Annotated in this window: 25 protein-coding genes; all 25 read right to left on the bottom strand. The window is 38.9% G+C overall.

All coding sequences use genetic code 11. The features are described 5' to 3' along the window. Position 1 precedes the first annotated feature (1 nt). Positions 2-1,336: a flagellar hook-length control protein FliK gene (locus ACE199_RS02210; RefSeq protein ID WP_375348394.1), complete on the bottom strand. Its 1,335-nt coding sequence runs from the start codon at positions 1,334-1,336 to the stop codon at positions 2-4. A gap of 21 nt (positions 1,337-1,357) precedes the next feature. Then, positions 1,358-1,969, bottom strand: coding sequence for a MotE family protein (locus ACE199_RS02205; protein ID WP_375348393.1), 612 nt, complete (start codon positions 1,967-1,969; stop codon positions 1,358-1,360). Positions 1,970-1,980: 11 nt separating this feature from the next. After that, positions 1,981-2,421: a flagellar export protein FliJ gene (fliJ, locus tag ACE199_RS02200; protein ID WP_375348609.1), complete on the bottom strand. Its 441-nt coding sequence runs from the start codon at positions 2,419-2,421 to the stop codon at positions 1,981-1,983. A 2-nt stretch (positions 2,422-2,423) separates the two neighbouring features. Then, positions 2,424-3,743, bottom strand: a complete 1,320-nt coding sequence (fliI, locus tag ACE199_RS02195) for a flagellar protein export ATPase FliI (RefSeq protein WP_375348608.1) — start codon at positions 3,741-3,743, stop codon at positions 2,424-2,426. Beyond that, positions 3,743-4,504: a flagellar assembly protein FliH gene (fliH, locus tag ACE199_RS02190; RefSeq protein ID WP_375348392.1), complete on the bottom strand. Its 762-nt coding sequence runs from the start codon at positions 4,502-4,504 to the stop codon at positions 3,743-3,745. The genes fliI and fliH overlap by 1 nt, the downstream gene beginning before the upstream one ends. After that, entirely contained in the window at positions 4,497-5,516 is a 1,020-nt protein-coding gene (gene fliG, locus ACE199_RS02185) for a flagellar motor switch protein FliG (protein ID WP_375348391.1), read from the bottom strand. The genes fliH and fliG overlap by 8 nt, the downstream gene beginning before the upstream one ends. A 12-nt stretch (positions 5,517-5,528) precedes the next feature. Next, positions 5,529-7,130, bottom strand: coding sequence for a flagellar basal-body MS-ring/collar protein FliF (fliF, locus tag ACE199_RS02180; protein ID WP_375348390.1), 1,602 nt, complete (start codon positions 7,128-7,130; stop codon positions 5,529-5,531). Between the two features lie 96 nt (positions 7,131-7,226). Then, positions 7,227-7,535 carry a flagellar hook-basal body complex protein FliE gene (fliE, locus tag ACE199_RS02175; protein ID WP_252290035.1) on the bottom strand — a complete coding sequence of 103 codons (309 nt, stop codon included), beginning with the start codon at positions 7,533-7,535 and terminating at the stop codon, positions 7,227-7,229. Between the two features lie 21 nt (positions 7,536-7,556). Further along, positions 7,557-8,015 carry a flagellar basal body rod protein FlgC gene (gene flgC, locus ACE199_RS02170; RefSeq protein WP_375348389.1) on the bottom strand — a complete coding sequence of 153 codons (459 nt, stop codon included), beginning with the start codon at positions 8,013-8,015 and terminating at the stop codon, positions 7,557-7,559. Continuing rightward, positions 8,015-8,404 carry a flagellar basal body rod protein FlgB gene (gene flgB / locus ACE199_RS02165; RefSeq protein WP_375348388.1) on the bottom strand — a complete coding sequence of 130 codons (390 nt, stop codon included), beginning with the start codon at positions 8,402-8,404 and terminating at the stop codon, positions 8,015-8,017. Before flgB ends, flgC begins: the two co-directional genes overlap by 1 nt. A gap of 907 nt (positions 8,405-9,311) precedes the next feature. Next, positions 9,312-10,091 carry a GTP-sensing pleiotropic transcriptional regulator CodY gene (gene codY, locus ACE199_RS02160; protein WP_127759782.1) on the bottom strand — a complete coding sequence of 260 codons (780 nt, stop codon included), beginning with the start codon at positions 10,089-10,091 and terminating at the stop codon, positions 9,312-9,314. Positions 10,092-10,135: 44 nt separating this feature from the next. Next, the gene (gene hslU / locus ACE199_RS02155; RefSeq protein ID WP_252294264.1) at positions 10,136-11,542 is read right to left on the bottom strand and encodes an ATP-dependent protease ATPase subunit HslU; all 1,407 of its coding nucleotides are present in this window, start codon (positions 11,540-11,542) and stop codon (positions 10,136-10,138) included. 15 nt (positions 11,543-11,557) lie between these two features. Next, a complete protein-coding gene (gene hslV / locus ACE199_RS02150; RefSeq protein ID WP_119116571.1) occupies positions 11,558-12,085 on the bottom strand; it encodes an HslVU peptidase proteolytic subunit in 528 nt (175 codons plus the stop codon). A gap of 25 nt (positions 12,086-12,110) precedes the next feature. Beyond that, positions 12,111-13,013, bottom strand: coding sequence for a tyrosine recombinase XerC (gene xerC, locus ACE199_RS02145; protein ID WP_375348387.1), 903 nt, complete (start codon positions 13,011-13,013; stop codon positions 12,111-12,113). A gap of 59 nt (positions 13,014-13,072) precedes the next feature. Further along, positions 13,073-14,380, bottom strand: a complete 1,308-nt coding sequence (gene trmFO, locus ACE199_RS02140; RefSeq protein ID WP_119116573.1) for an FADH(2)-oxidizing methylenetetrahydrofolate--tRNA-(uracil(54)-C(5))-methyltransferase TrmFO — start codon at positions 14,378-14,380, stop codon at positions 13,073-13,075. Between the two features lie 683 nt (positions 14,381-15,063). Further along, positions 15,064-17,139 carry a type I DNA topoisomerase gene (topA, locus tag ACE199_RS02135; RefSeq protein ID WP_375348386.1) on the bottom strand — a complete coding sequence of 692 codons (2,076 nt, stop codon included), beginning with the start codon at positions 17,137-17,139 and terminating at the stop codon, positions 15,064-15,066. A 270-nt stretch (positions 17,140-17,409) separates the two neighbouring features. Beyond that, entirely contained in the window at positions 17,410-18,288 is an 879-nt protein-coding gene (gene dprA / locus ACE199_RS02130; protein WP_375348384.1) for a DNA-processing protein DprA, read from the bottom strand. A 155-nt stretch (positions 18,289-18,443) separates the two neighbouring features. Further along, positions 18,444-19,346 (bottom strand): succinate--CoA ligase subunit alpha, encoded by a 903-nt coding sequence (gene sucD / locus ACE199_RS02125; RefSeq protein WP_127759777.1) that lies wholly within the window; start codon positions 19,344-19,346, stop codon positions 18,444-18,446. Between the two features lie 20 nt (positions 19,347-19,366). Next, the gene (gene sucC, locus ACE199_RS02120) at positions 19,367-20,527 is read right to left on the bottom strand and encodes an ADP-forming succinate--CoA ligase subunit beta (RefSeq protein ID WP_375348382.1); all 1,161 of its coding nucleotides are present in this window, start codon (positions 20,525-20,527) and stop codon (positions 19,367-19,369) included. A gap of 268 nt (positions 20,528-20,795) precedes the next feature. Next, positions 20,796-21,077 carry an EscU/YscU/HrcU family type III secretion system export apparatus switch protein gene (locus ACE199_RS02115; RefSeq protein WP_252294252.1) on the bottom strand — a complete coding sequence of 94 codons (282 nt, stop codon included), beginning with the start codon at positions 21,075-21,077 and terminating at the stop codon, positions 20,796-20,798. Then, complete coding sequence (locus ACE199_RS02110; RefSeq protein ID WP_375348381.1) at positions 21,074-23,050, bottom strand: hypothetical protein; 1,977 nt, start codon at positions 23,048-23,050, stop codon at positions 21,074-21,076. The genes ACE199_RS02115 and ACE199_RS02110 overlap by 4 nt, the downstream gene beginning before the upstream one ends. Positions 23,051-23,073: 23 nt before the next feature. Next, entirely contained in the window at positions 23,074-23,853 is a 780-nt protein-coding gene (locus tag ACE199_RS02105) for a ribonuclease HII (protein ID WP_375348380.1), read from the bottom strand. A gap of 219 nt (positions 23,854-24,072) precedes the next feature. After that, a complete protein-coding gene (ylqF, locus tag ACE199_RS02100; RefSeq protein WP_375348379.1) occupies positions 24,073-24,945 on the bottom strand; it encodes a ribosome biogenesis GTPase YlqF in 873 nt (290 codons plus the stop codon). 37 nt (positions 24,946-24,982) lie between these two features. After that, positions 24,983-25,543, bottom strand: coding sequence for a signal peptidase I (gene lepB, locus ACE199_RS02095; protein ID WP_252291395.1), 561 nt, complete (start codon positions 25,541-25,543; stop codon positions 24,983-24,985). 300 nt (positions 25,544-25,843) lie between these two features. Further along, positions 25,844-26,191, bottom strand: coding sequence for a 50S ribosomal protein L19 (rplS, locus tag ACE199_RS02090; protein WP_375348378.1), 348 nt, complete (start codon positions 26,189-26,191; stop codon positions 25,844-25,846). Positions 26,192-26,308: the final 117 nt, after the last annotated feature.

The following is a 26,308-nucleotide window of genomic DNA, read 5'->3' as shown; positions in this document are numbered from 1 at the left end:
CCTATACTTCTATATTTAATAAGGCTTCTGCAAAGCTATCAGTAAAATCGTTTTCTGCATCGTGCTTACTTTCATTTTGCTGCAATTGCTGCCCTTGTTGTTTATTCGCATCAGGATCTCGCTGTGTAAAGCGTTCAGAGTTAAGAGTGCTCATTTGCTGAGAAATCTCAATTTTCTCCACTTGAATACTTTGATTTGTGAAAGCTTGCTTTAAGCCTTGCAATTGACGATCGAGCAGTTCTTTTGCTTGAGCCGTTGTCGCTAAGATTTTCGCTGCCATCGTTCCTTCTTTTTGAATCAATTCTATTCGAAGTGAACCTAAATGCTCTGGGTTTAAGCGAATGAGCAATTTTTGGACGCCATTTGCTTTTGAGAAATTCGCTTTACTTAAAATATTTTCAAAAGATTTAACGAATTGCTCAGCATCAACAGCCTGACCATTCTTACTCGTATTTAAGACAAACTGTTCAAGCTTCGTCATTTGAAAGGGTAAGGAAGAACTTTGCGTATTCGCTTCTGCTGTTTTTAATGTTAAACCATTACTAACCGTTTCTTCAGAGCTTTCACCATCCGAAGTAACGAATCGGACATATGCCTGCTTTACAACATCCAAAGACTTATTTGTGCCGTTTTCTAATACAGCCGCAAAAGATGTATCTGCCGCCGCTTTAGGCGACTCCGTACTTAACCATTTTTGCAGCTTGCCCGAAATCGATTCTAGCAGATCTTTGATTTCTTTTGACATCTCAGCTTGATCTTGAGTTAAGTCTTGATATGAGGCTACTAACTCTTGAAGTTTAGCAAGCTTCAACAAGTTTGCTGTACCATTTAAATCAAGACTAGCTAAACCTTTCATATCTAAAGAGTCCAATTGGTTTAATGCAGCGTATATGTCTGGTAAGATTTCGTTTAGTATCTCTTTCATGTCTTGAGCTTCTGCTGGCATTTCAGAACGTTCATTTATCTGTACAATACTCGCTAGAAACTCCTTCACCGCAGTTTCATCCTCACTGTTTAACTTCAATAACAATTGCAATAATGAATCATTATTATCTAAATTTTCATTAAGCAATAATTCAGTTCCTACTTCACTACCGCCCTCTAATTCTGCTAAACTATCGATTCCTAAAAAATGAAGTACATCCTCAATAATAGCGATTTGATCGGCCGAAAGAATTTCCTGTCCAAGCTCAGGTTCCTCTGCTATCAGTCCCGTCGACAGCGCACTTTCTAACACCGCTCCAAATTTGCCTGTTGAACTAGATGTAGACGTTTGAGTTGTTGATAGCGTTGGATGGTTAACGGCCGGCAGCATCGCTAACATAGCTGGATTCATCTTCTCTTTCACCTCCTTTGATCAAGACTGTGATTGTAATTTTTTCGTTAGGCGGGCAGCATCTTCAGGAGCCATTTGTTCTAATACTTTGGCTAGAGTCGCTGGTTTCAAATTAGTGAGAATCTGGATAGCATCATCGTCACTCATTTGTGTAATAATCGGCGCCGCTTTTTTAGCTGACATCGTTTCATACGTTTTCACAATTTCTTTAGCTTCTACATCACTCGTTGTTTGAGCTTGCTTTAATTCATTGATTTCTTTTTGAAGTTGTTCTTTTTCGGCCTCTACCTTTTGAAGGTTTTTATCACGACTATCAATGATGCTCTCTAGAGACTGAATTTCTGCCTCTTTGTCTTTAATCTCTGCTTCAAGGTCAACAATTTTTTGATCATAGTCTGCAGTTGTTTGTTCTGTTTGTTTTTCATCATTTTGAAAAACTTGTGTAGAAATCTTATCTGAAATCTCCTTCGTTTTTTCAAACACATTTACACCATAGTAAGTCATGACGATGATTGTAACCAAAATGGCAAAGATGACAGGAATGACGATAGCAAATAGAAACCATTGAATTTTCCCCGATTTCTTTTCTTCTAATTCAACGTCTTCAATGTTTTGTTTAGCTTTTCGAGCCATTTTAGTCCCCCCTATCCCTTGCTTAAAAACTGCTGGATAGAAATCTCATCCATCTGTTTATTTTCAGCTTCCTTCACAACCTCTAGGAATTTTTGAAAATCTTTTTCTTTTATTTTTTCATATTTTTTCACTTCGATGTTTTTTTCCTTCAATCTTTCTTGTTGAAGATTCATCCTATAGCGTGCTTGAATAACATCTTTTTGACATTGCTCGATTAACTTCTCTAAATTCCCCATAAAAAGCTGGTTGTGACGAATTTCTTGGACAGAAAGACCTGAAGTCAACTTTACTTGCTGATAATCAAGCAATTCTTCTTTTTTCTTCAACAATTTATAAAGCTTCTCAGCCACCTGTTCAAAGTTTTTCAGTGCTTCATTATACGCCGCACGCGCATCGCTTTTTTCCTTTTCCTTGATGGTTAATATCTTTTCAAATTTATATTGGTAGATCATTTTCATTCACCTTTTCCCATCAACTGTATAAGGTTGCCAATACTTTCTTCCTTTGTCGCTTTTTCATGCGTCCCTTGCTTTAAAAAAGATAAAATAGCAGGATAGCGTTTAATCGACTCATCAATTGTCTTCGAAGAACCTCGTTTATACGCTCCAATATTAATTAAATCTTCTGATTCTAAATACGTTGCTAAATTCGCTCGTAATTGCTCAGCTGCCTTCTTATGCTCGGTACCAACGATATTATTCATAACACGACTCACACTCTTCAATACGTTAAGTGCTGGAAACTGACCTTTGTTTGCTAGCTGTCTGTCCAATACAAAGTGCCCATCAAGTATCCCGCGCACGGCATCCGCAATCGGCTCATTCATGTCATCCCCATCAACAAGCACCGTATAAAAAGCAGTAATCGTTCCAAGTTGATTCGTACCCGTTCTTTCTAAAAGACGCGGCAGTATTGCAAAGACAGATGGTGTATATCCCTTTGTTGTCGGCGGTTCGCCCACTGCTAGGCCAATCTCACGCTGAGCCATTGCCACCCGAGTAACAGAGTCCATCATTAACATGACATCCAAGCCTTTATCGCGGAAATACTCAGCAATCGCTGTTGCAGCAAGTGCCCCCTTAATACGCATTAATGCTGGTTGATCACTTGTTGCTACAACAACGATAGACCGTGCTAAGCCTTCTGGACCTAAGTCTTTTTCGATAAACTCACGCACCTCTCGACCACGCTCTCCAATTAACGCAATGACATTTAAATCAGCAGTGGTGTTTCTCGCTACCATCCCAAGAAGCGTACTTTTCCCAACACCGCTCCCTGCAAAGATTCCTACACGCTGCCCTTTCCCAACGGTTAGCAAACTATCAATCATACGAACTCCTACATCGATTGGCTCAGAGATAGGTGGGCGCTTCATCGGGTTCGGTGGATCTTGATCAATCGCTACAGAAGCAAGTCCTTTCGGAAGAAGTGAGCTATCAATCGGCTGTCCAAGCGGATCCACAACTTTCCCGATTAAACCGCTGCCCACTTTAATTTCTAATGTACGGCCGCATCCTTCTACAATTGCTCCTGGAGAAATATCATTGACGGCTGTAAACGGCATAAGAATGACCATTTCATCACGGAAACCGACAACTTCTGCTAAAATTCTCTTTTTATGTTGACGAACACCGGTATGAATGTAGCAAATATCCCCAATCGAACTTTCAGGACCTTGAGATTCAATCATTAACCCTACAACCCGTTTTACACGGCCATAGTGCTTAAAAGTATCAAGTTCATCAATTATCGGTATCAGGTCAATCGCTTTCATCATGATTCCCCTTCTAATAATTTCATCAGTTTATCTTTCATTTCTCGAAGTTGACTATCGACACTTGCATCGATTCTTCCACTTTCAGATTCAATGATACAGCTGCTTTCTGCCAATTCATCATTCGGATAGACGTATAAATCCGTATTCTTCGGAAAGATTGCTTCAAGCTCCTCTTTATGAGAAAGAATGAACGGATACTGACTCGGATGTATATGAAGTTGCACTTCGCGATTCTCCCTCGCCTCTTTAATTGCCCGTTTCACCATCGAGAAAAAAGCCTCTTCATTCTCCTTTAATTCATATCCAATAATTTTACCGGCCACTTTCATCGCAAGTTCTAAAATAACAGGCTCTGCTGCTTCAATTTGTTTGCTGTATTCTTGTTTAGACAGCTCTACAATTTCCTTGGCATAAGCGATTGTTTCAGCCCTCTCCCTATATCCTTTTTGCACCCCGTCCTCTATTCCTTGCTGATAGCCCTCTTTTTGAGCTTGCTCCATGTACATCGGTCTTTCTTCTTGTTCCCAATAAACCCTTGCTTGCTCGATCTCGTTCTTAATCGCGACTGCTTGTTCATTTGCTTGTTGAACTAGCCATTCAGCTTGTCGTTCAGCTTGTTCTAACAATTCATGCAGCATTGTTTCATCGATTACCGCCGCCTGTTCTTCATGTTCTGAATGAATGACAGGAAACGGGCGGATTTTAATCGTTTTTCCAACTTGTTCTTTCGCTTGAGAGGATTTAATAATCCTAGACAATAATATCATCTCCTCCGCCACGAGCGATGACGACCTCACCTGCTTCTTCCAGGCGGCGAATAACAGCAACAATACGGGATTGTGCTTCTTCGACATCCCGTAATCTTACAGGCCCCATATACTCCATTTCTTCCTGGAACGTTTCCACCATTCGTTTAGACATATTACGGAATACAATTTCTTTTACTTCTTCACTCGCCACTTTAAGAGCAAGCTTTAAATCTTCATTATCAGATTCACGAATAACACGTTGAATCGCTCTTCCATCCAACGTAACAATATCTTCGAAAACAAACATGCGTTTCTTAATTTCCTCAGCCAATTCAGGATCTTGAATTTCAAGTGCATCGAGAATCGTTCGTTCCGTAGCACGATCCACACCGTTTAAGACATCCACAACCGCTTCAACACCGCCTGTTTGCGTATAATCTTGCGTCACAGTAGCCGATAGTTTTCTCTCCAGAATTTGTTCTACTTCGTTAATAATCTCTGGTGATGTACTATCCATTAAAGCGATTCGTTTAGCAACATCTGCTTGCATTTCTTGTGGCAGCTCCGATAAGATTTGACCCGCTTGTGTCGATTCTAGATACGATAGAATTAAAGCAATTGTTTGTGGATGCTCATTTTGAATAAAATTTAAAATTTGCCCAGGTTCAGCTTTTCGAGCAAAATCAAACGGACGTACTTGCAGTGAAGAAGTAAGACGATTTATAATCGCTGCTGCTTGATCTTCTCCTAACGCTTTCTCAAGCACTTGTTTCGCATAACCAATCCCGCCTTGAGAAATATAATCTTGCGCCAAGGCAATATTATGAAACTCTTCTAATACTTCTTCTTTTTCCTTTGAATCTACTTTTCTTACACCAGAGATTTCAAGAGTCAGCCTTTCAATTTCCTCTTCAGAAAGATGTTTATAGACCGATGCAGAAACATCCGGACCTAAGGAAATCAGCAGGATGGCTGCTTTTTGTTTTCCTGTCAATTCACCTTTTTTCTTCTTTCCTGTCATCTGCATCGCCTCCTAGTCTTCCTCTATCCAACTTCTTAATAATTTTGCAAAATCCTCTGGTTTTTCTTTTGCCATTTTCTCCAGCTGCTTGCGTTTAATAGAAGCTTCGGAATCTTGTTCTTCAGATAAATCTGGTATTTCATAAACTGCTTCTTCCAACAATTCTTCTTCTTCGTCTTCCTCTGCCGCCTGTTGTTTTCTTGAACGAATATATAAAATAAGCAGAACGATAATAGCAAGCAATAATACTGCTCCAACAATATAAGCCCATAATGGTAACGCTGAACTTTCTTGAGCATTCGTTACGCCCACTTTTCCATTAAACGGTTGAACAGAAATGGCAATTTTCTCTTCAATTTCTGCATCTGTTAACGCTTCCCCATTCTCATCTTTAGCTACCGTTGTCCGAATAATTGTTCCAAGAATTTTTGTAATATCATCGATGCTATCTTGTGAAAGAGAGGTTGGATCATCCGGTGTAGGCGGCTCTACCATCACTTGGATGCCTAGGTCCTGTACTTTATACGGACTTTCTACTATTTCCTTTTTAATACGGTTTACTTCATTATTAATAGTTTCTTCTACCTTCTCATAGTCTCCAGTCCCATTTGTTCCACCTTGAACATATGTACCTAATGAATCTGCTGTATCTTCACCTTGTGGAATTCCACCTGTTGCAGCTGCGTCACCCGTATAGGTTTCATTAATTCTTTGAGCCGAGATTGCAATCCCTTCCATATTCTCCTCATCAACAGGAGCAACTAAATTTTCTTCACGATTTTCTTGAGTAAAATCAATATCCGTGGAAACTGATACGACTACTTTGTCTCTTCCCATTAATGTTCCAAGCATATTTTGCACTTGTCTTTGAACATCTCGTTCAATTTCTTTTTTAATTTCTTGTTGTGAAGCAAATTTAGTTCCTACAGAATTATTTTCATCTTCTAAGTCAAAATACTCAAAGTTTTGGTTCATAATGACGATATTATTAGTAGGCAGATTAGGAACACTTTTTGACACTAAATGATAGAGAGCATTAATTTGATTTTCTTCAAATTTATAACCTGGCTTTGTTGTTAACACAACGGACGCAGATGCCTCTTCATTCGTATCACTAACAAAAACACCTTGTTCGGGCAATGTAATCATTACGCTAGCATCTTGAACACCATCGATTTTCTTAATAAGACCAGCAATTTCTGATTGCATCGCATCTAGCTTTACAACATTAAACTCATTTTCTGTCATTCCAATCCCGGCATTTTCACCAAAAAAAGAATAATCAATATTTCCTGAACTAGGAATGCCTTCAGCAGCTAACTCTACTTTTAAAGTATCTACACTTTCTTCCGGAACACTAATCGTTGTTCCATCGTTCGAAATTGCATTTTCAATCCCTTTGCTATCTAAGTTCTCTTTAATTGAACCCGTCTCTGAAGGAGTCAAATTAGAATATAAAGGAACAAGAGTAGTACGTGTAGCTAAAATCGAAGCAACGACGATGAGGATAACTAGCAAAACTGCTGCACTAATACCAATAATTTTTTGTTTTTTTGTGCGGGTACTCCAGTATTCCGTTATTTTCTCTTTTATTCTCACTAATGAATCATTCATTTTAATCCCCCGGTTAGTCTAATAAATTTATGAAAGGAGGTTTACATTTTCATTCCTCCTAGCACTATATTTTAAAATGAGGTTTTAAAATGAACGTTAAATATTCATTCTCATAATTTCCTGATATGCTTCAACAACTTTATTACGAATCTCTAATGTTGCTGATAATGAAATGCTTGCTTTTTGTGATGCAATCATTACGCTATGTAAGTCTACGTTTTCTCCATTCGCCATTTTATTCGTTAACGAATCAGAATAAAGCTGTGCTTCATTCACTTGATTGATTGATTCCTTCAACGCTGCTCCAAAAGATTGCTGTGCTTCAAATGGTGTTGTTTTCTTTGTATTAGTCACTTCTTGCAAATTGGCCACGTTATTGGCAGCAGAAAGAGTAAGTCCTGCCATTGTCTCATCCCCCTATTCTATTTATTTCCCTATTTCTAGTGCTTTCATCATCATCCCTTTTGAGGCGTTCAACACTGTTACATTCGCCTCATACGAGCGTGTAGCACTCATTAAATCTACCATTTCCCTAAGAGGGTCTACGTTTGGCATTTCAACATATCCTTCTGCATTCGCATCCGGGTGCTCTGGATTATATACAAGTTTAAAAGGCGTTGTCTCATCCTCAACAATTTTAGTTACCTGTACACCAGCCCCCACACCTTTCGTTTGTCCCATAGCTGTATGTAAAAAGTTTGAGAAGCTTTCATTCTCTTTACTTTGAAGAACTACCGCTTTTCTACTATATGGTTGCCATTCACCATCAACATACTGCGATCTAGTCGTTTCAGCATTCGCCATATTAGAAGAAATGACATCCATTCTCAAGCGCTGACTAGTAAGAGCAGAGGCTGTTGTGTTTATGCTGTGAAACATACTCATTATTTACCACCTCTGATTACATTTTGTAATGAACTAAATTTCCCGCTTAGTCGGTCTGTTACTGCATTATAATAAATTTGATTTGTCGCTAAGGCAGTCATTTCTTTATCAATATCAACACTGTTGCCATTATTGTTATACGTTACATTTTGCTGTGTCACAATCGCTGATCCATTGCTTTTTGTACTAAACTCAAAATGCCTTTGATCCGTACGGTAGTTGTCCATAGAGGCCTGCAACGCTTCTTTAAAAGAACTGGTCGTTACATTCTTCGCCTTATAGTTAGGTGTATCTACATTAGCAATGTTTTGCGAAATAACTTTCTGCTTCATACTTGAATAATCTAAAGAATTCTCAAGATTCCTAAAGGTATTTGAAAATAATTCCATACTATTCCTCACCTCTTTCTTATGGCAATTGTATTTTATTTTTGTACTATATCGACCATCTTCTCAGTAATCATTGTAAGACTAATCCGTAAATAAATCATCGAATTTTCACAAAACTAAAGTACTATTTTGTCGATAAATTTTACCTCGAATCCCAAAAAAATGATTTTTTGTTACATATTTCGACAAATAATCCAGTTATTCCGAAAACACATCTCTAATAATAGAAGAAAATCACTCTATGCGCCCGTTACTTTAGAACTATTTTTTTGTCTGGAAATGATTATTTTTTCCCCTTCAATTCATTTCAAAATAACCTCTTTTGAAAATAATAGTTAAAAATCTATAGCTATTAACGATTATACCGTATATTGAAATCAAAAATTATTAAGATTTTTTATACTTTTTAAACATTGATACCTATATCTACTAGAAATATTCACCTATTTTTGATAAAAATCGACAAATGTCTACATTCATCATGACCATCGACCGTCTGCTTCAATCTTACATATCCCGCGCATTATATAAAGCATTTCTACTATTGTAGTAGTTATAACAATATAATTAAAATGATAAAAATCACACTTACGTGACTTTCTCCTCTATTTTCCCAAAAAACGTCACACTAATGTAACAAAACTGTTCTCCATTATAACTTTTCACCCAACACTTAACGAAAAATCAAGCCTGCAGCCTCAAACTTATGAGGAAATAAGGAATATAGACAGGGGATAAATGCTCTACTGTAGCTATAACCTGCTTAGCCTCTCGAGGTCATAAGCTGTCAAAGCTGGACCGCCGCTTTCGTAGAAAATACCCCATGGGTTGTTTAACATCAAAAAAAGAGCCTTGTAATATCCTTACTTAGGACATTACAAGACCCTATTCTCCTGCTGTTTTTCTATTAACTATTTTTTAATTTCTCTAATTCAAGTAAAAATTTATCATTCAATACTTTAATATATGTCCCCTTCATACCTAAAGAGCGAGATTCAATAACCCCAGCGCTTTCTAACTTACGAAGAGCATTTACAATAACGGAACGTGTAATGCCGACACGGTCAGCAATTTTAGATGCTACTAACAGCCCTTCATTCCCTTTTAATTCTTCAAAAATATGCTCAATTGCTTCTAATTCGCTATAAGATAGTGAAGAGATTGCCATTTGTACAACCGCTTTACTGCGAGCCTCTTCTTCAATTTCTTCTGCTTTTTCACGCAAGATTTCCATTCCTACTACCGTTGCACCATATTCCGCTAAAATTAAATCGTCATCTTCAAATTTTTCTTCTAAACGAGCCAGAACTAATGTACCTAAACGCTCACCACCACCGATAATCGGTACAATCGTTGTTAATCCATTAGCGAAGAGATCTTTATTTTCAATAGGGAAAACTGTATACTCACTATCCATAGTCAAATTAGGAGAAGTTTCTTGTATATTAAATAAATTCTTTGTATATTGTTCAGGGAATTGTCTCTCTTCATACATTTTTATTAAGCGTTCATTTTCAATTTTTTGACTAATAGAAATACCTAATAATTTTCCTCGACGACTTACAACGAATACATTCGCGTCAATCACTTCACTTAAACTGTCGGCCATTTCTTTAAAATTCACAGGTTTACCAGCTGCTTTTTGGAGCATTGCATTAATTTTTCTTGTTTTACTTAATAAGTTCATCTTTATTGTTCCTCCCAATAGTGCCTATCCATCTCAATCATTAATTATAAAATAAATTGACTTAAGTCTTTATTACGCGCAATAGAGCCTAACTTCTCTTCTACATATTGCGGTGTTATTGTAATCTTCTCAAGGGTAATCTCCGGTGCTTCAAACGACAAATCTTCTAATAAACGTTCCATGATTGTATGAAGACGTCTTGCCCCGATATTATCCGTATTTTGGTTGACTTCAAACGCTACTTCCGCAATCTTACCAATAGCATCGTCAGAAAATTCAATTTGTATACCTTCTGTTTCCAATAATGCTATATACTGTTTTAATAAAGCATTATCTGGCTCATGTAAAATCCGTACAAAATCATCAACTGTTAGTTTCTGTAACTCAACACGAATTGGAAATCTTCCTTGTAATTCCGGAATCAAATCAGAGGGTTTCGCCATATGAAACGCCCCAGCTGCAATAAATAACACATGATCTGTCTTAACAGATCCATATTTTGTTACAACGGTTGACCCTTCTACAATCGGTAAAATATCCCGTTGAACCCCTTCACGAGAAACATCAGCTGAAGACGAACCGGACTGTTTGCTTGCAATTTTATCAATTTCATCAATAAAAATAATTCCGGTTTGCTCCGCTCGCCTCACAGCATCTTGTGTCACTTCGTCCATATCGATAAGCTTCGCCGCTTCTTCATTCACTAAAACACCGCGCGCCTCACTTACCTTCAGCTTACGCTTTTTCTTCTTCTTCGGCATTAGTCCGCCTAGAACATCTTGCATATTCATGCCCATCTGTTCCATGCCCGAACCTTGTAATAAATCAAACATCGATGCTTGTTGTTCTTCAACCTCTACCGTAATAATTTCGTTTTCTAGTTCCCCTTTGGCTAAGCGGTCCGCAATCAGTTTGCGCTTTTGCTGCAAGCTTACATCCTCAGAATGTGATTCAACCGTTTCTTCTTGCACATGGCTCCCACCAAACAATGCTTCTAATGGATTTTTAAAATTGTTCTGCTTTTTTGTTGATGGAACGAGCAATTCAATTAAACGGCGATTGGCTTGTTCTTCCGCTCGTTCTTTTACGCTCACCATCTTTTCTTCTTTCACAAGACGGACGGATGTCTCCACTAAATCTCGAACCATTGACTCCACATCACGGCCGACATAACCGACTTCTGTAAATTTTGTAGCCTCAATTTTAATAAAAGGAGCTCCAACAAGCTTCGCCATTCGGCGAGCAATTTCCGTTTTCCCAACACCAGTCGGTCCAATCATTAAAATATTTTTCGGAACGACTTCATCACGTAACTGATCAGATAAAAGACTTCTACGATAACGATTGCGAAGGGCAACAGCTACAGCACGCTTTGCCTCTTTTTGACCTACAATATATTGATCCAATTTCTCAACAATTTGTCTCGGTGTTAAAGCAGCTTTCTTTGCCATTTTTGCGCTCCTCCTTTACAGCTCTTCTACAATAATATTTGAATTCGTAAACACACAGATTTCAGCTGCAATGTTTAATGCAGACTCTGCAATGTCTCTCGCCGATAACTGCTCAGCGGAAAACCGCTTTAAAGCTCGCCCTGCAGCCAGAGCATAATTACCGCCAGAACCAATCGCTAAAATTCCATCATCTGGCTCAATCACTTCCCCTGTACCCGAGACAAGTAACAAATGTTTCCGATCCATTACGACTAACATCGCTTCAAGCTTGCGCAAAATATTATCACTGCGCCATTGCTTTGCCATTTCGACAGCCGCACGCTGAAGATTACCATTATATTCTTCAAGCTTCGCCTCAAACATTTCAAATAAAGTAAAAGCATCCGCTACAGATCCAGCAAATCCCGCCAGCACATTACCGTTAAAAATCTTTCTCACTTTTCTCGCTGTATGCTTCATGACGACTGAGTTTCCTAATGTCACTTGACCGTCGCCAGACATCGCACATTGTCCATTATGATGAACAGCAAAAATGGTTGTCATAAGAATACCCCTTTCGAAAAGCGTATTAAGCCCTTGGATGTGTTGAATTATATACTTTTCTAAGCTGCTCTTTTGTTACATGCGTATAAATTTGAGTAGATGAAATTTTGGAATGCCCTAAAAGCTCTTGAACCGTTCTTAAATCCGCTCCATTATTTAATAAATGCGTGGCAAACGAATGCCTTAACATATGAGGATGCAGCTTCCCATTTGCCGCAGCTTTTTTAATGCATTCATTTAACACATAATGAGCTCCTCTAACAGTTAATGGCTCTCCACGATAATTAATAAACAAATAGGAATGAGATGTTCGATAAGAAGACATCGTCTCGGTACGTGCTATATTTATGTAAGTCTGTAAAGCCTCTTTAGCACATTGACCAAACGGTACATATCGATCTTTCTTCCCTTTCCCATGCACTAAAATCGTTTCAAGAGAGAAGTCAATATCTTGTAATTGAATGTTGCAGCATTCACTAATTCGAGTCCCTGTTGCATAAAGGACCTCTAATAAAGCAGCATCCCGCAAGCCCATCGGTGTGTCTTTATTTAAAGCAGAAAACAGCTGATTAATCTCTTCCTCATAAAGAAAACGAGGCAGCTTGTGTTCTTTTTTAGGTAGAGCTAAGAGGGAAAATGGATTTTCCCCCACCATCCCTTCTCGCACTAAAAATTTATAAAAGGTTCGTAAGCAAGATATTTTCCTTGCAACTGTCCGTTTAGATAAATCTCGTTCATATAAAGTTGTTAAAAATAGACGAGCATCAAAATATTCAACCAACGCTAATTGCTGAATGTTCTGTGTCTCTAAGAACAAAAAAAATTCGCCAAGATCTCGTTTGTAATTATCAATTGTATAAGGTGAACAGTTCTTCTCAATTTGTAAATATTCTATAAACAATTGTAACGCTTTTTTCGTATCCACCATACATACACCTCTCAAAGGCTACTAAATCGTATCACACTTACTGACTGCAAGCAAACATTTCACAAACTTTTCATAAAGTTCTGAATTGTTTGTAAAGCGCGATTAGCATGCATTTCATATCGTTCTTTCTTCGACTTAATTCTAACACCAAGGTCTGGGAATAATCCAAAATTAGCATTCATCGGTTGGAATGTTTTTGCATTTGTTGACGTAATATAGTGAGCCATACTTCCAATCGCTGTTTCTTGTGGGAATACAATTGGCTCTTGATCCATCATCATTCGAGCCGCATTCATTCCTGCAACTAATCCTGAAGCAGCCGATTCCACATAACCTTCTACACCCGTCATTTGACCTGCAAAGAAAAGATCATCACGATTTTTAAATTGATACGTTGATTTCAATACTTTTGGTGAATTAATAAACGTATTGCGATGCATAACCCCGTATCGAACAATTTCCACATTTTCAAGACCCGGAATTAATCGAAGGACTTCCTTCTGTGGCCCCCATTTCAAATGTGTTTGAAAGCCTACTAAGTTATATAACGTACCTGCTGCATCATCTTGGCGTAATTGAACAACAGCAAAAGGTCTTTTACCTGTTTTCGGATCTTCTAGTCCAACTGGTTTCATCGGCCCAAACAGCATAGTCTTCTTCCCGCGTGCCGCCATTACTTCAATTGGCATACATCCTTCAAAGAAGATTTCTTTCTCAAACTCTTTTAATGGAACAGTTTCCGCTGTGATTAACGCTTCATGGAAACGATCAAATTCCTCTTCCGTCATCGGACAGTTTAAGTAAGCGGCTTCTCCTTTATCATAACGGGATTTTAAGTACACTTTATTCATATCAATGCTATCTTTTTCAACGATTGGTGCAGCAGCATCATAAAAATATAAATACTCTTCCTCCATAATCTCCTTCAAACTATTCGATAATGCTTGGCTTGTAAGAGGTCCCGTCGCAATGACCGTTGGGCCTTCTGGAATCGTTGTTACCTCTTCATTTACAACGGTTACATTAGGATGATTCTTCACTAAATCTGTCACACGTGCTGCAAATTCATGTCGATCTACTGCAAGAGCTCCGCCAGCAGGAACTGCACACGCATCGGCTGCTGCGATAATAACTGAATTGAGCATGCGCATTTCTTCTTTCAAAACGCCTACCGCATTCGTTAACGCGTTGCCACGCAAAGAGTTAGAGCAGACAAGCTCTGCGAACTTATCAGTATGATGAGCTGGTGTTTGCTTCACTGGACGCATTTCATACAAACGAACTTGAATTCCTCGATTAGCCAGTTGCCACGCAGCTTCACTTCCTGCAAGACCTGCTCCAATCACATTAACTTTTGCTTCTTTCATTTTACGAACCTCCATATAAAGATATGATAAGAAAAGCACAAGGCGCCTTAGTTAATTCCCAATACACGAGGAAACTGGACGCAAAAAACCGTTTGATTAACACTATGATTTAGTACAGCCTGCCTTTAAAAAACACAGCGAGTGCCTCTCTTCTAGACAGGTCATGTTCATTTTATAGTTCAAATAAAATTATGATTTTGATCTACCTTCTCATATATTCACTCACAAATTTTCATTCATTATTTTACGGGAAATAGTGACCTCTATGTGCTTAGATGCGCGACATCCTTTTTTATTCCTAGACCGCAATTAAACATTATATCGTTAAACAAAAGGAATTGTCCACTGCATTGTACATCACCTTCGCTAAATAAAAAAGTTTTTCGATCTATCACTTATAATGCTCTGTTACATAACCTTGTTGGTTTTTGATTCATTTAAGCCAAAATCGTACGAAATAACAAATTCATTCACATAGCCCACAACCAAAAGAATCCCTTTATAATTTCCCTAAAAAGCGAGTGCCTTCTCCATTATCAAACTAATATACACTCATTAGACACCTCTCTTTTTTTAGACAATAAAAGGCCGCAAGCTTACATGATTGCCCTTTCCTCCACTTACTTTTATCTATCCGATCTACACAAAGAAAAGGTGAGCATGGGCTCACCTTTTCTAACCATTTAACTTTGTGGCTCTTCTTTGTAATCACACTCTATACATTGAACTTGCATTCCTTTTTTCAACTTCTTCTCCACTAATATGCCTTCGCATTTTGGACAGCTTCTTGGTAACGGCTTATCCCAGGAAATAAAATCACAGCTTGGATATGTATCACAACCGTAAAAGAGGCGACGTTTTTTACTTTTTCGTTCAATGATGTCGCCTTCCTTACACTTCGGACACTTCACACCAATTTTCTTTACGATTGGCTTCGTATTGCGACAGTCTGGGAAATTGCTGCAAGCCATAAACTTTCCATAACGTCCCATTTTAAAGACCATCTCATGACCACATTCTTCGCAATCTTCGCCTGCTGGTTCATCTTTGATTTCGATTTTCTCCATTTCAGCTTCAGCTTTTGCTAAATCAATGGCAAAGTCTTGATAAAATTCATCAATTACTTTAATCCATTCTATCTGGCCTTCTTCGACACCATCAAATTGCTGCTCCATTTTGGCTGTAAATTCAACATCTAAAATATCTGGGAAAAACTCACGAATAAGCTCTAACACAATTTCTCCAAGCTCCGTTGGCACAAAACGTTTGTTATCGAGCGTTACGTATCCTCGTTTCTGAATCGTATCCAGGGTTGGCGCATACGTTGATGGTCGACCTATTCCAAGCTCCTCTAATGTACGGACAAGCCTTGCCTCTGTATAGCGTGGAGGCGGCTGCGTAAAATGCTGCTTCGGCTCTACATCTTTCGAAAAATAGATGTCGCCTTCCACTACATCTGGCAGTAAATTATTTTTCTCCTCAACGGAATCATCCGTTCCTTCCACGTACACTTTCATAAAACCAGGAAACTTAATTTTCGAGCCATTAGCACGGAATAAAACGGGACCATTTTGAAGATCAACGCTCATCGTATCCATAACCGCTGCAGCCATCTGACTAGCCACAAAACGCTCCCAAATCAATTTATATAAACGGAATTGATCACGAGAAAGAAATTCTTTTACCGAACTCGGTTCACGTAATGTACTCGTTGGTCGCACAGCTTCATGAGCATCTTGCGCATTGGTTTGTTTCTTTTCTTTCCTCTGCTCTGCTTGCATATATTCTTGCCCGTATGTGCTTTCAATATATGTATGCACTTCTTGCTTAGCCACGTCCGAAACTCGGGTAGAATCCGTTCTCATATAAGTAATTAACCCGATGGTTCCTTCTTTACCAAGCTCAATTCCTTCATATAATTGTTGAGCAAGCATCATCGTTTTTTTAGCACGAAAATTTAATTTCCGCGCCGCTTCTTGCTGTAAAGAAGACGTTGTGAAAGGCGCTGCGGGATTACGCTTACGTTCTTTTTTGGTTACACCTGCAATCTTAAACTCACTGCCCTCTAAGTTAGCTAGTACTTTTTTCACATCTTCTTCACTTTTTAATTCTGTTCGCTCACCATTTAAGCTGAAAAAAGCACCTTCGAATTGTTCCTTTCCTTTCACAAAATCCGCTCTAATGCTCCAATATTCTTCCGGAACAAAATCTTTTATTTCTTTTTCGCGATCAATAATCATTCGAACGGCCACAGATTGAACGCGTCCTGCGCTTAGTCCTTTTTTTACTTTTTTCCAAAGCAAAGGACTAATGTTATAGCCCACTAAGCGGTCTAGAACGCGTCTCGCTTGTTGAGCATCGACTAGACTCATATTAATTGGTCTAGGTGATTTAAACGATTCTTTAATGGCATCCTTTGTAATTTCATTAAATACCACACGGCAATCTGAATGAATATCTACATTTAAACTATGGGCTAAATGCCAAGCAATTGCCTCCCCTTCTCTATCGGGGTCAGCTGCGAGGTAAATTTTCTTTGCTTTTTTAGCAGCGGTCTTTAATTCCTTTAATACAGGACCTTTTCCTCGAATTGTTATATATTTAGGCTCATAGTCATGCTCAACATCTACCCCCATTTGACTTTTAGGTAAATCGCGAACATGTCCCATTGAAGCTTTAACTTTATATTTTTTTCCTAAGTAACGCTCTATCGTCTTCGCCTTCGCCGGCGATTCTACTATCACTAAGTAATCTGACATTCAACAAGTCCTCCTCAAAGAGGTAATATAAATCTTCACTATTATTAATCATTCAAAATTCATTTGTCAATATCTCTTTCCATTGTTAACCTCTATCTAGACAAAAAGGGGTTTTGCAAAATTTATAACAATTTTACAAAAATTTCAACCCTTTTTATAAAAATTCCCTGTATAAATTGTATTACTTTTGTACATTCCCCCTAAAATTCCCCTATATAAAAAGCCGGATTACAAGATATTATGAACCACCCTATTGTTTAACAAAGTCGTTTAAAAAAGATTCGCATACTCTTCCTCGATATCTGAAGCGGCTAGCACAAGCTTGGCTCCATCCTGAATTAATTGATTAGTACCTGTAGACTGAGGACTTAAAATATTCCCAGGCAAGGCATAGACATCTCTTCCTTGCTCAAGAGCAGCCTGTGCTGTAATAAGTGTACCACTTCTTTTTCTCGCCTCTATAACAAGCACTCCTCTTGATAAACCGCTAATAATTCGATTGCGCACGGGAAACATCCATGGTTCTGCCCGTCTCATCGGAGGTATTTCTGACAACAAGAGACCTTGTTTCATCATTGTCTCTGCCAATTGTACATTCCTTTTCGGGTAAATGTGCAGCAGCCCCCCTCCTAAAACACCGATGGTTTTTCCTCCTTCATTAAGGGTGGCCATATGAGCAGCAGCATCAATGCCTGCAGCGACTCCACTAATAATAGTAAAGTTCTTCTCAACTAACTTGGGAAGAATAGTCTTTAATGCCCCTAGGCCGTATGTGGTCGGCGTTCTCGTCCCGACGATAGCCAATGTGTTCTGTTCCTTTAATAATTCTTTTCTCCCTTTCATATAAAGCACCCAAGGGGGGTCAAAGATTTGTTGAAGCAAATAAGGATATTCTTCGTCAAACATCGTTAAACACTGAATATGGCACTCTTCGTATCTCCTTAGTTTCTCCATAATAGAAAGCGAATGTAAATCGCGAAAGAACATTTGCAGCTTATTTGAAGGCAGCGGCACGATATCCTTCCATTCAGCATATGACTTTGTAAAAAGAGAAGATAGTAATGGATCGACTTGAACAATAGCTTGAATCGTTTTCCAACCAGCGCCGCGACAATGATGAAGATGGATAAGCTTGTCTTTTGGATTCAAATGAGGACACTCCTTACGGGGGATTTTTGAAGAAAAGTCGACGGCAAGAGCATGCAGTACTTTGCCAAGTTGACTTTTTAATACACTTACGATTTATACCTTAATACAACAACGCCTCTGACTTAAAATAAGCCAAAGGCGGTTTTCCTAATTATTTAACGCACTTTACTAGCTTCATAAAGATCGTTCTCTTTTAAAACGGAAATCAAAGTTTCTCCAATGACAGACGGTGTAGCTGCCACTCGAATCCCGCATTCATTCATTACACGAATTTTTTCATCCGCCGTTCCTTTTCCACCAGCAATAATCGCACCTGCATGCCCCATACGTTTTCCCGGAGGTGCAGTACGACCGCCGATAAAGCCAACAACAGGCTTCTTCATATTAGCCTTCACCCAGCGTGCCGCTTCCTCTTCAGCTGTTCCGCCGATTTCACCAATCATAATAACAGCATGTGTATCCGGATCTTCATTGAAGGCCTTTAATACATCAATAAAATCTGTACCATTGACCGGGTCACCGCCAATCCCAACAGCCGTACTTTGTCCAATGCCTGCATTCGTTAATTGATGCACGGCTTCATAGGTTAATGTACCTGAGCGAGAGACAACGCCTATATGCCCTTTTGTATGAATATAGCCCGGCATAATACCGATTTTACATTCATCCGCTGTAATGACACCTGGACAGTTCGGTCCTATTAATCTCGTCTTTTTGCCTTGTAAATATCGTTTTACTTTTACCATATCTAACACCGGAATATGCTCAGTTATACAAATCACTAAGTCTAGCTCAGCATCAACTGCTTCTAGGATCGCATCTGCCGCAAACGGAGCTGGAACATAGATAACAGAAGCGGTTGCATTCGTTTTGCGCACAGCTTCTGCAACTGTATTATAAACAGGAACCCCTTCGATTTCTGTGCCGCCTTTCCCCGGTGTTACACCCGCTACAATTTTTGTACCATAATCAAGCATCTGACTCGTATGAAACGCGGCTGTTGAGCCTGTAATCCCTTGAACAATAACCTTTGTGTCTTTATTAACAAAAATCGCCATAACATTCCCTCCTCCATTCATTAACCAACTAATGAGACAATTTTTTGCGCACCATCTGCCATCGACTCTGCTGCTGTAATATTCAAGCCGGATTCTCGTAAAATTTGCTTACCTAATTCAACATTTGTACCTTCTAAACGAACAACAAGCGGCACATCGAGACCCAATTCCTTCGCTGCTGCTACTACTCCCGCAGCAATAATGTCACACTTCATAATTCCTCCAAAAATATTAACGAAAATTCCTCTAACCTGGCTATCTGATAAAATAATTTTGAATGCCTCTTTTACCTTTTCTTCCGTCGCACCGCCCCCTACATCAAGGAAGTTAGCCGGATCACCATTATAATGTTTAATAATGTCCATCGTTGCCATCGCGAGTCCTGCACCATTGACCATGCAACCGATATTTCCTTCTAATGAAATGTAACTTAACTGATATTTAGAGGCTTCAATTTCTTTTGCATCTTCTTCATCTAAATCCCGATAAGCCACAACCTCTTTTTGACGATATAAAGCATTGTCATCAAAATTAAACTTGGCATCTAAAGCTAACACCTGATTATCTCCCGTTACAACTAACGGATTAATTTCTACAATTGAACAGTCTTTTTCAATAAACACTCTATATAATCCAAGCATGAACGTTACAGCTTTATTAATCACTTGATCTGGTATATTTATTTGAAAAGCAATCTTTCGTGCCTGATAAGGTACTAATCCAACAACTGGATCGATATATTCTTTAAAAATTTTCTCTGGGTTCTTTTCTGCTACTTCTTCGATGTCTGTGCCGCCTTCTTCAGAAGCCATAAGTACGATACAATCGGAATCACGATCCAAAACAAAGCCGATATAATATTCCTTTTGAATATCGCATCCCTCTTCAATAAGCAATCGTTTTACTTCTTTGCCAGATGGTCCAGTTTGATGCGTTACAAGTGTTTTCCCAAGAAGCTCTTCGGCATATGTACGCACTTCTTTAAGATCTTTTGCTACCTTCACGCCACCGGCTTTTCCACGTCCTCCGGCATGGATTTGAGCCTTGACAACAACGACATCTGTCCCTAGTTCTTTTGCTGCATCAACCGCTTCCTCAACCGTATACGCAACTCGGCCATTCGGCACAGATACCCCGTATTGCTTTAAAATCTCTTTGCCTTGATACTCATGGATATTCATGTTCCCATCCCCCTTATTTCGAGAAAATATTCTCCAAAAAATTCTTCCCGCACAGCTTCTATATCAGTATATAAATAGGCTAATGTATCTCCCTTATAAAACAAGGAATTTAATAGCACTTTTATCATATACTTCCAATTTATTGTATAAAATGTTAAAAATATTGTCTACTATATTCTCTTATTTGGACCAGATAATTAACTAAAATAAAGAAAAAAACATAGCCTAAGCTATGTTTTTACCGAAACATCATTATATCAAAATAGTTTTATCTGTTGCGCGATTCTGCATCTCGATCCATTTTATAAATAAAGGCAAATACCTCAGCCACCGCGCGGTACAATTCATCTGGTATGGTTTCATTAATATCCAATTTCCCTAGAAGCTCAGCTAGTGACGGATCCTTTTGGACAGGAATATTTAGCTCTTTTGCCTTTTCTAAAATGTTCTCTGCTACCTTCCCTTTTCCTTTAGCCAATACTTTGGGAGCCGGGTCTTTTTCAGAATCGTACTTCAAAGCAATAGCTTCTGCTCGTTTATCCTCTATCATATTCGAACATCCACTCCATTGTAGGAACCAGCCACTGGATACGAAGTCGACTGGTTCCTTTTTTCCTTCCCATGTTTCATAAGCGTATTTTCAAATAATACACCAGATAATTTATAATTTAATTGTTCAAGACTGCTTCGTAAGAGACCGATATAAGGACTTGCCATGTTTTCTAATGTCTCACTTTGTTCATTCATGACAACGACTTTAATCACTCGATTTTGAACTTGCATATCAATAACCGTTTCCTTTAATTGTTCAAGATCTAAGTAAAATAAAATTCTACAATAATTTGGATCAATGCCACCTTCTTGTGTTCGACGGCCGCTCCATTGTAAAGTAACATCAGTTTCATATTTCCCTATATTTAATGGTAACGTCAGCAAAACATTTTGAAGCGGCCCATTTTCTTGTGACATAATTTGCTGAGCTGTTAAACGATTCACAATCTGTTCCGCCAGCTCTTTAATAACAGCTGGATGCTGCTGTTCCTGAAGCAGCTTAAGCAGCAGCGGCTTTAACGTCACAAGCTCTTCTTCTAAAGCAGTCGGATTCGCATTTTGTGCATGCACCAGTACATGCTCGAATTGTAGCCCTAATATTTTGACGATGTCCTTCAAGTGAGAATATATGGCTGTTCCTGTCGTCAAATCTGTCATTTGAAACTCTGATGCTAGTACTTGTAAAACTGCTCTTTCATGTGGTAATACTGAGCTCTCAGAGGGATTTTGTGAAAATGATAACAATTGGTTCGCTAAAGCCTCCTTCGAGCTATTTACCTGTGAACGATTTGGATTCAACAAATGTAAAAATGATGTTAGAACAGATTTGCTCTCACTTTCAGTAACTAGCATTTCCACTACGTCCATCGTCAACTTTGGTAAATCAGTTTGCTGAGGATTTATCTTTAAAGGCGCAGCTGAATTGGCAGGCTGCTGAGCAAAATCGGCTGAGCTTACACTCGTTGTCGCTAGCTGTTGTCCTTGTACCAAGTTTGTTAATGGAGCTTTTGGCACTCCTTGTTGCTCAGCCAACCAGTTTGTCACATTTTGAAGATGTACAGTACGATGATCTCCATTTTGTAGCGCTGTTTTATAATCAGCAAGCAGCTGCATCCCTTGCTGCCACTTCATAGCAAGCTCTGTTTTAGCCTGAGGGACACCGCTTATTTGTGAATCTGTAACTAGTTTCGTTAAAAATTCTGCTTCCGAAAACGAAGGAGAAATCAAACCAACTTTCTGAAGTAAACTAAATGCTCCTGCTTTAAGGTCAGGAGCTGCATCTGGACTTGCCCATTGACTTACAAGCTTCAATAAGCCTGTTTCTTGTAGATGTCCTTGTTTCGATAGAACAAGCGACTCTAGTACTTCTTTTAATTGATGCGTTGTCGCTGTGCCAGTAGATGCTGAGGTGAGCTTGCCAAGCAAATCGCCAAGCATATTATGTAGAGATTCTCCTTTAGACTGGGCTAATAGAGCTTTAAAAACATCCTCAACAAAAGGCAATTGTTGAACATACATCGTTTTAATCGTCGCTAAGCCAGATTGAGAAGAGTCTGTTAATTTCAGCCATTGCAGGGCCGTTTGGAACGAATCTTTAGTAATGGGAAACTGATTTCTCATAAGAAACTCAGCAAGTTCTGCTGCCTCCGCATTCGCAGTTATCCCAAGGTGCGCAATCAATTGTTGAGCGGCTGCTTTCATATTCATCGTCTGGGCGGCATGCGGTGTATCTAATACCTTTAACACAGGCTTCCTCTCATTAGATTGAACTTGCAGCCAATAGCGTTCTCCTGCTTGCAAAGGGGCTTCTAAAGTAGCGATAAGTTTTTGATTGCCAATTCGCACTTCGGCTATTTGATTCGGGTAAATTTTATTTACTTTCCCGAAAAAGATTTGTCCAGCTTTAAATGCGAGACCGGAATCTACATTTGTAGATGTATGGACTTGGGCCCCCATCGTTACAAATTGCACACTTCTCATCTCCTTCCATACAATTACCCACGATGAATCATTTCTTTAATAGGCGAAAAGCTTTTTCTATGCCATGGTGTCAGTCCATATCGGGATAGCGCCTCTAAATGTACACTCGTCCCGTACCCCATATTATGTTCAAAACCATATTCGGGATATTGCTTTGCATATTCCTTCATCATGCGATCCCGCGTCACTTTTGCAATAATCGATGCTGCAGAAATAGAAATACTTTTAGCATCTCCTTTAATAATGGAATATTGCGGAATGTTCACTTCAAGCTCCATTGCATCAATTAAAAGATGATCTGGTTGCTCACGTAATTCAGAAATCGCGGTAATCATCGCTTTCTTCGTTGCTTGATAAATATTAATCGCATCAATTTCTTCATTATCAACAATGCCTATTCCGACCGCAATCGCTTCTTGCATAATCGTTTCATAAAACAATTCACGCTTTATTTCGGGTATTTTTTTAGAATCATTGAGTCCCGGCAAATAAAACGTCTCTGGCAACATAACCGCGCTCGCCACAACAGGACCTGCAAGCGGACCTCTCCCTACCTCGTCAATTCCAGCAATAAGCGCAACCCCTTGCTTTCGCAACTCTCGTTCATATTGAGACATAGTGATAAAATGCTGCTTTAATTGCTGCTCTTTTTCAAACGAACGCTCCCATTTCTTCACTAAATTGATAACACCTTTGCGCTCATCCTGCTGACATTGAATGAAAAAATCATCATTCGGATTCGTAATCTCTTGTAATTTCAATGCTATTTCTTTAATACTCATACGTGTGTCCATATTCTCACCTGTTATATTCATTATCGGCTACGCCGCTGTCATTCTACAGCATCTAATTAGAAAAAACACCACCGGTCCTTGATTGATAGATAGTAAGTTTGAACATCTATTAGCTAAGGGTGGCAGGTATAAAATTAGACACCAAAACTTATCAAAAATTGCATGCTGTCTTATTGCACAAAAATACGGAGCGAAAACATCCAGCTCCGTATCCATGAATTATTCTTCTATATCTTCTCGTTCTTCACCAGGTACTTCAAATGTAAGAGGCCCTAATTTTTCGGAACGAATCTCTCGAACAACTAATTCAGCTGTCTTATCATAATCGACAAGACCACCGCCCGCCAAACAGCCACGGAATTTACCAACTGCATCGAAAAGCTCCACGGTTTCTTCTGGAATCTGATCTAAGTTATAGCGCGATTGCAGCCGCCCTGGATATTCTCTTTCTAAAAAGCGAAGACCGTATAGCGATACCTCATGTAAATTTAAAATAGTATCTTTAATAGCTCCTGTTAATGCTAGCTTCAAGCCTACCTCTTGGTCCTCAAACTTCGGCCAAAGAATCCCCGGTGTATCGAGCAGCTCCATTTCCTTACCTACTTTAATCCATTGCTGCGCTTTCGTCACACCTGGTGTATTTCCCGTTTTAGCAATATTTTTCTTCACTAATCGATTGATCAGCGTCGATTTCCCTGCGTTTGGAATACCGACAATCATCGCTCGAATTGCTCGTGGCTGCTTAATACCTTTCGCTCTCATCCGCTCATGCTTTTCTTTTAACAGCTCTTTAGCAGTTGCTGTAAGCTGATTCAAGCCATTACCTGCCTGCGAGTTAATCGCAATAGCTGTTTTTCCTTGTGCTTTAAAATACTCGAGCCACTGCTTTGTTTTCACTGGATCAGCCATATCTGCCTTATTTAATAAAATAATTCTTGGCTTATGTTGAATAATCTCATCAATCATCGGATTTCTTGAAGATGCTGGAATTCTCGCATCTACCAATTCAAATATAATATCAATTAATTTTAACTTTTCCGTTACTTCCCGTCTTGCTTTGGCCATATGGCCAGGGAACCACTGTATTGTCACTAAGAATCAACCTTCCTATTTCTAATGTTTCAACAATCTATTCGACTTTCCTTATATCTTTTATAGGCCAATACACCGTATTTGTCTTACCTAGTATTTTATCATACGAGATGACACCTATATGACGGCTATCCTTGCTTAAACGACGATTATCGCCCATAACGAATAAATAACCTTCTGGTACCGTTTCTTGATTAATTTCTTTAATATCCTTTAATGTAAAAGATTCTGTTAGAGGGCCGCCATCTACTAACTTTGCTTTATATTTATCTAAATAAGGCTCTTGATACGGTTTGCCGTTAATATAGAGCGTATCATGATCATACTCAACTTTGTCACCTGGCAGGCCAATTACACGTTTAATATAATCCTTGCCTTCTGGTGCCTCAAACACAATAATATCGAAGCGTTTCGGTTTGCCTATTACATAAGAAAATTTATTCGCAATAACTCGATCTGTATCCTTCAAAGTCGGCATCATCGAGTAACCATCCACAACAACCGGAGCAAAAAAGAATTGGCGAATGACCGTTGCGATAATAACAGCGACAATAATCGCTTTTATCCACTCTACTAGTTCATTTTTCCCTTTAGCCATGGTCACCATCCTCTTTAAATCAAGCATGTTCATCCATTCATCATTTTACCATCTTACTCATCTGATAGCGAGTAACTCCTGTTACCGAAGAATCTGTTTTTATTAACACATTCTTCTTTAGCCTAGCGATGTTCACTAATGCTGCCGACTAGAGACATGAACATACATTAGGCACTAATCAATATATAAACACTTATACAAAAAAGGAGCCTGATAATCAAGCTCCTTTTTTGTATAATGCTATATAAGTTATAGCCTTTTGAAAACGGCAGTGCGTACACTCTTACTAAAATCGATAAATTAGCGACGAATTTCTTTAATACGTGCTTTTTTACCACGAAGTTCACGTAAGTAGTAAAGTTTCGCACGACGTACTTTACCGTAACGTACTACTTCTAATTTCGCAATTTTTGGTGTGTGAACAGGGAATGTACGTTCAACTCCAACACCGTAAGAAATTTTACGAACTGTGAAAGTTTCGCTCACTCCGCCACCACGACGTTTGATTACAACACCTTCAAATAACTGAATACGTTCGCGAGTTCCCTCAACAACTTTAACGTGTACACGTACTGTGTCACCAGGACGGAACGCAGGAAGATCAGTGCGAATTTGTTCTTGTGTAATTTCTTGAATAAGTTTTTGCATTGATTTCATCTCCTCATGGATGCTCTTGCAAACCTAGCATGTCTACAGCGGAACATCGTTATAAGACTGGACATATTGCCCAAGTCACAAAAATCATTGTACCATATGATGAACTGG

Source organism: Peribacillus sp. Hz7, from assembly GCF_042136355.1.
Lineage (GTDB): Bacteria > Bacillota > Bacilli > Bacillales > DSM-1321 > Peribacillus > Peribacillus asahii_A.
The sequence above is the reverse complement of the archived record's forward strand: the minus strand, read 5'-3'. Positions and strand labels throughout refer to the sequence as shown.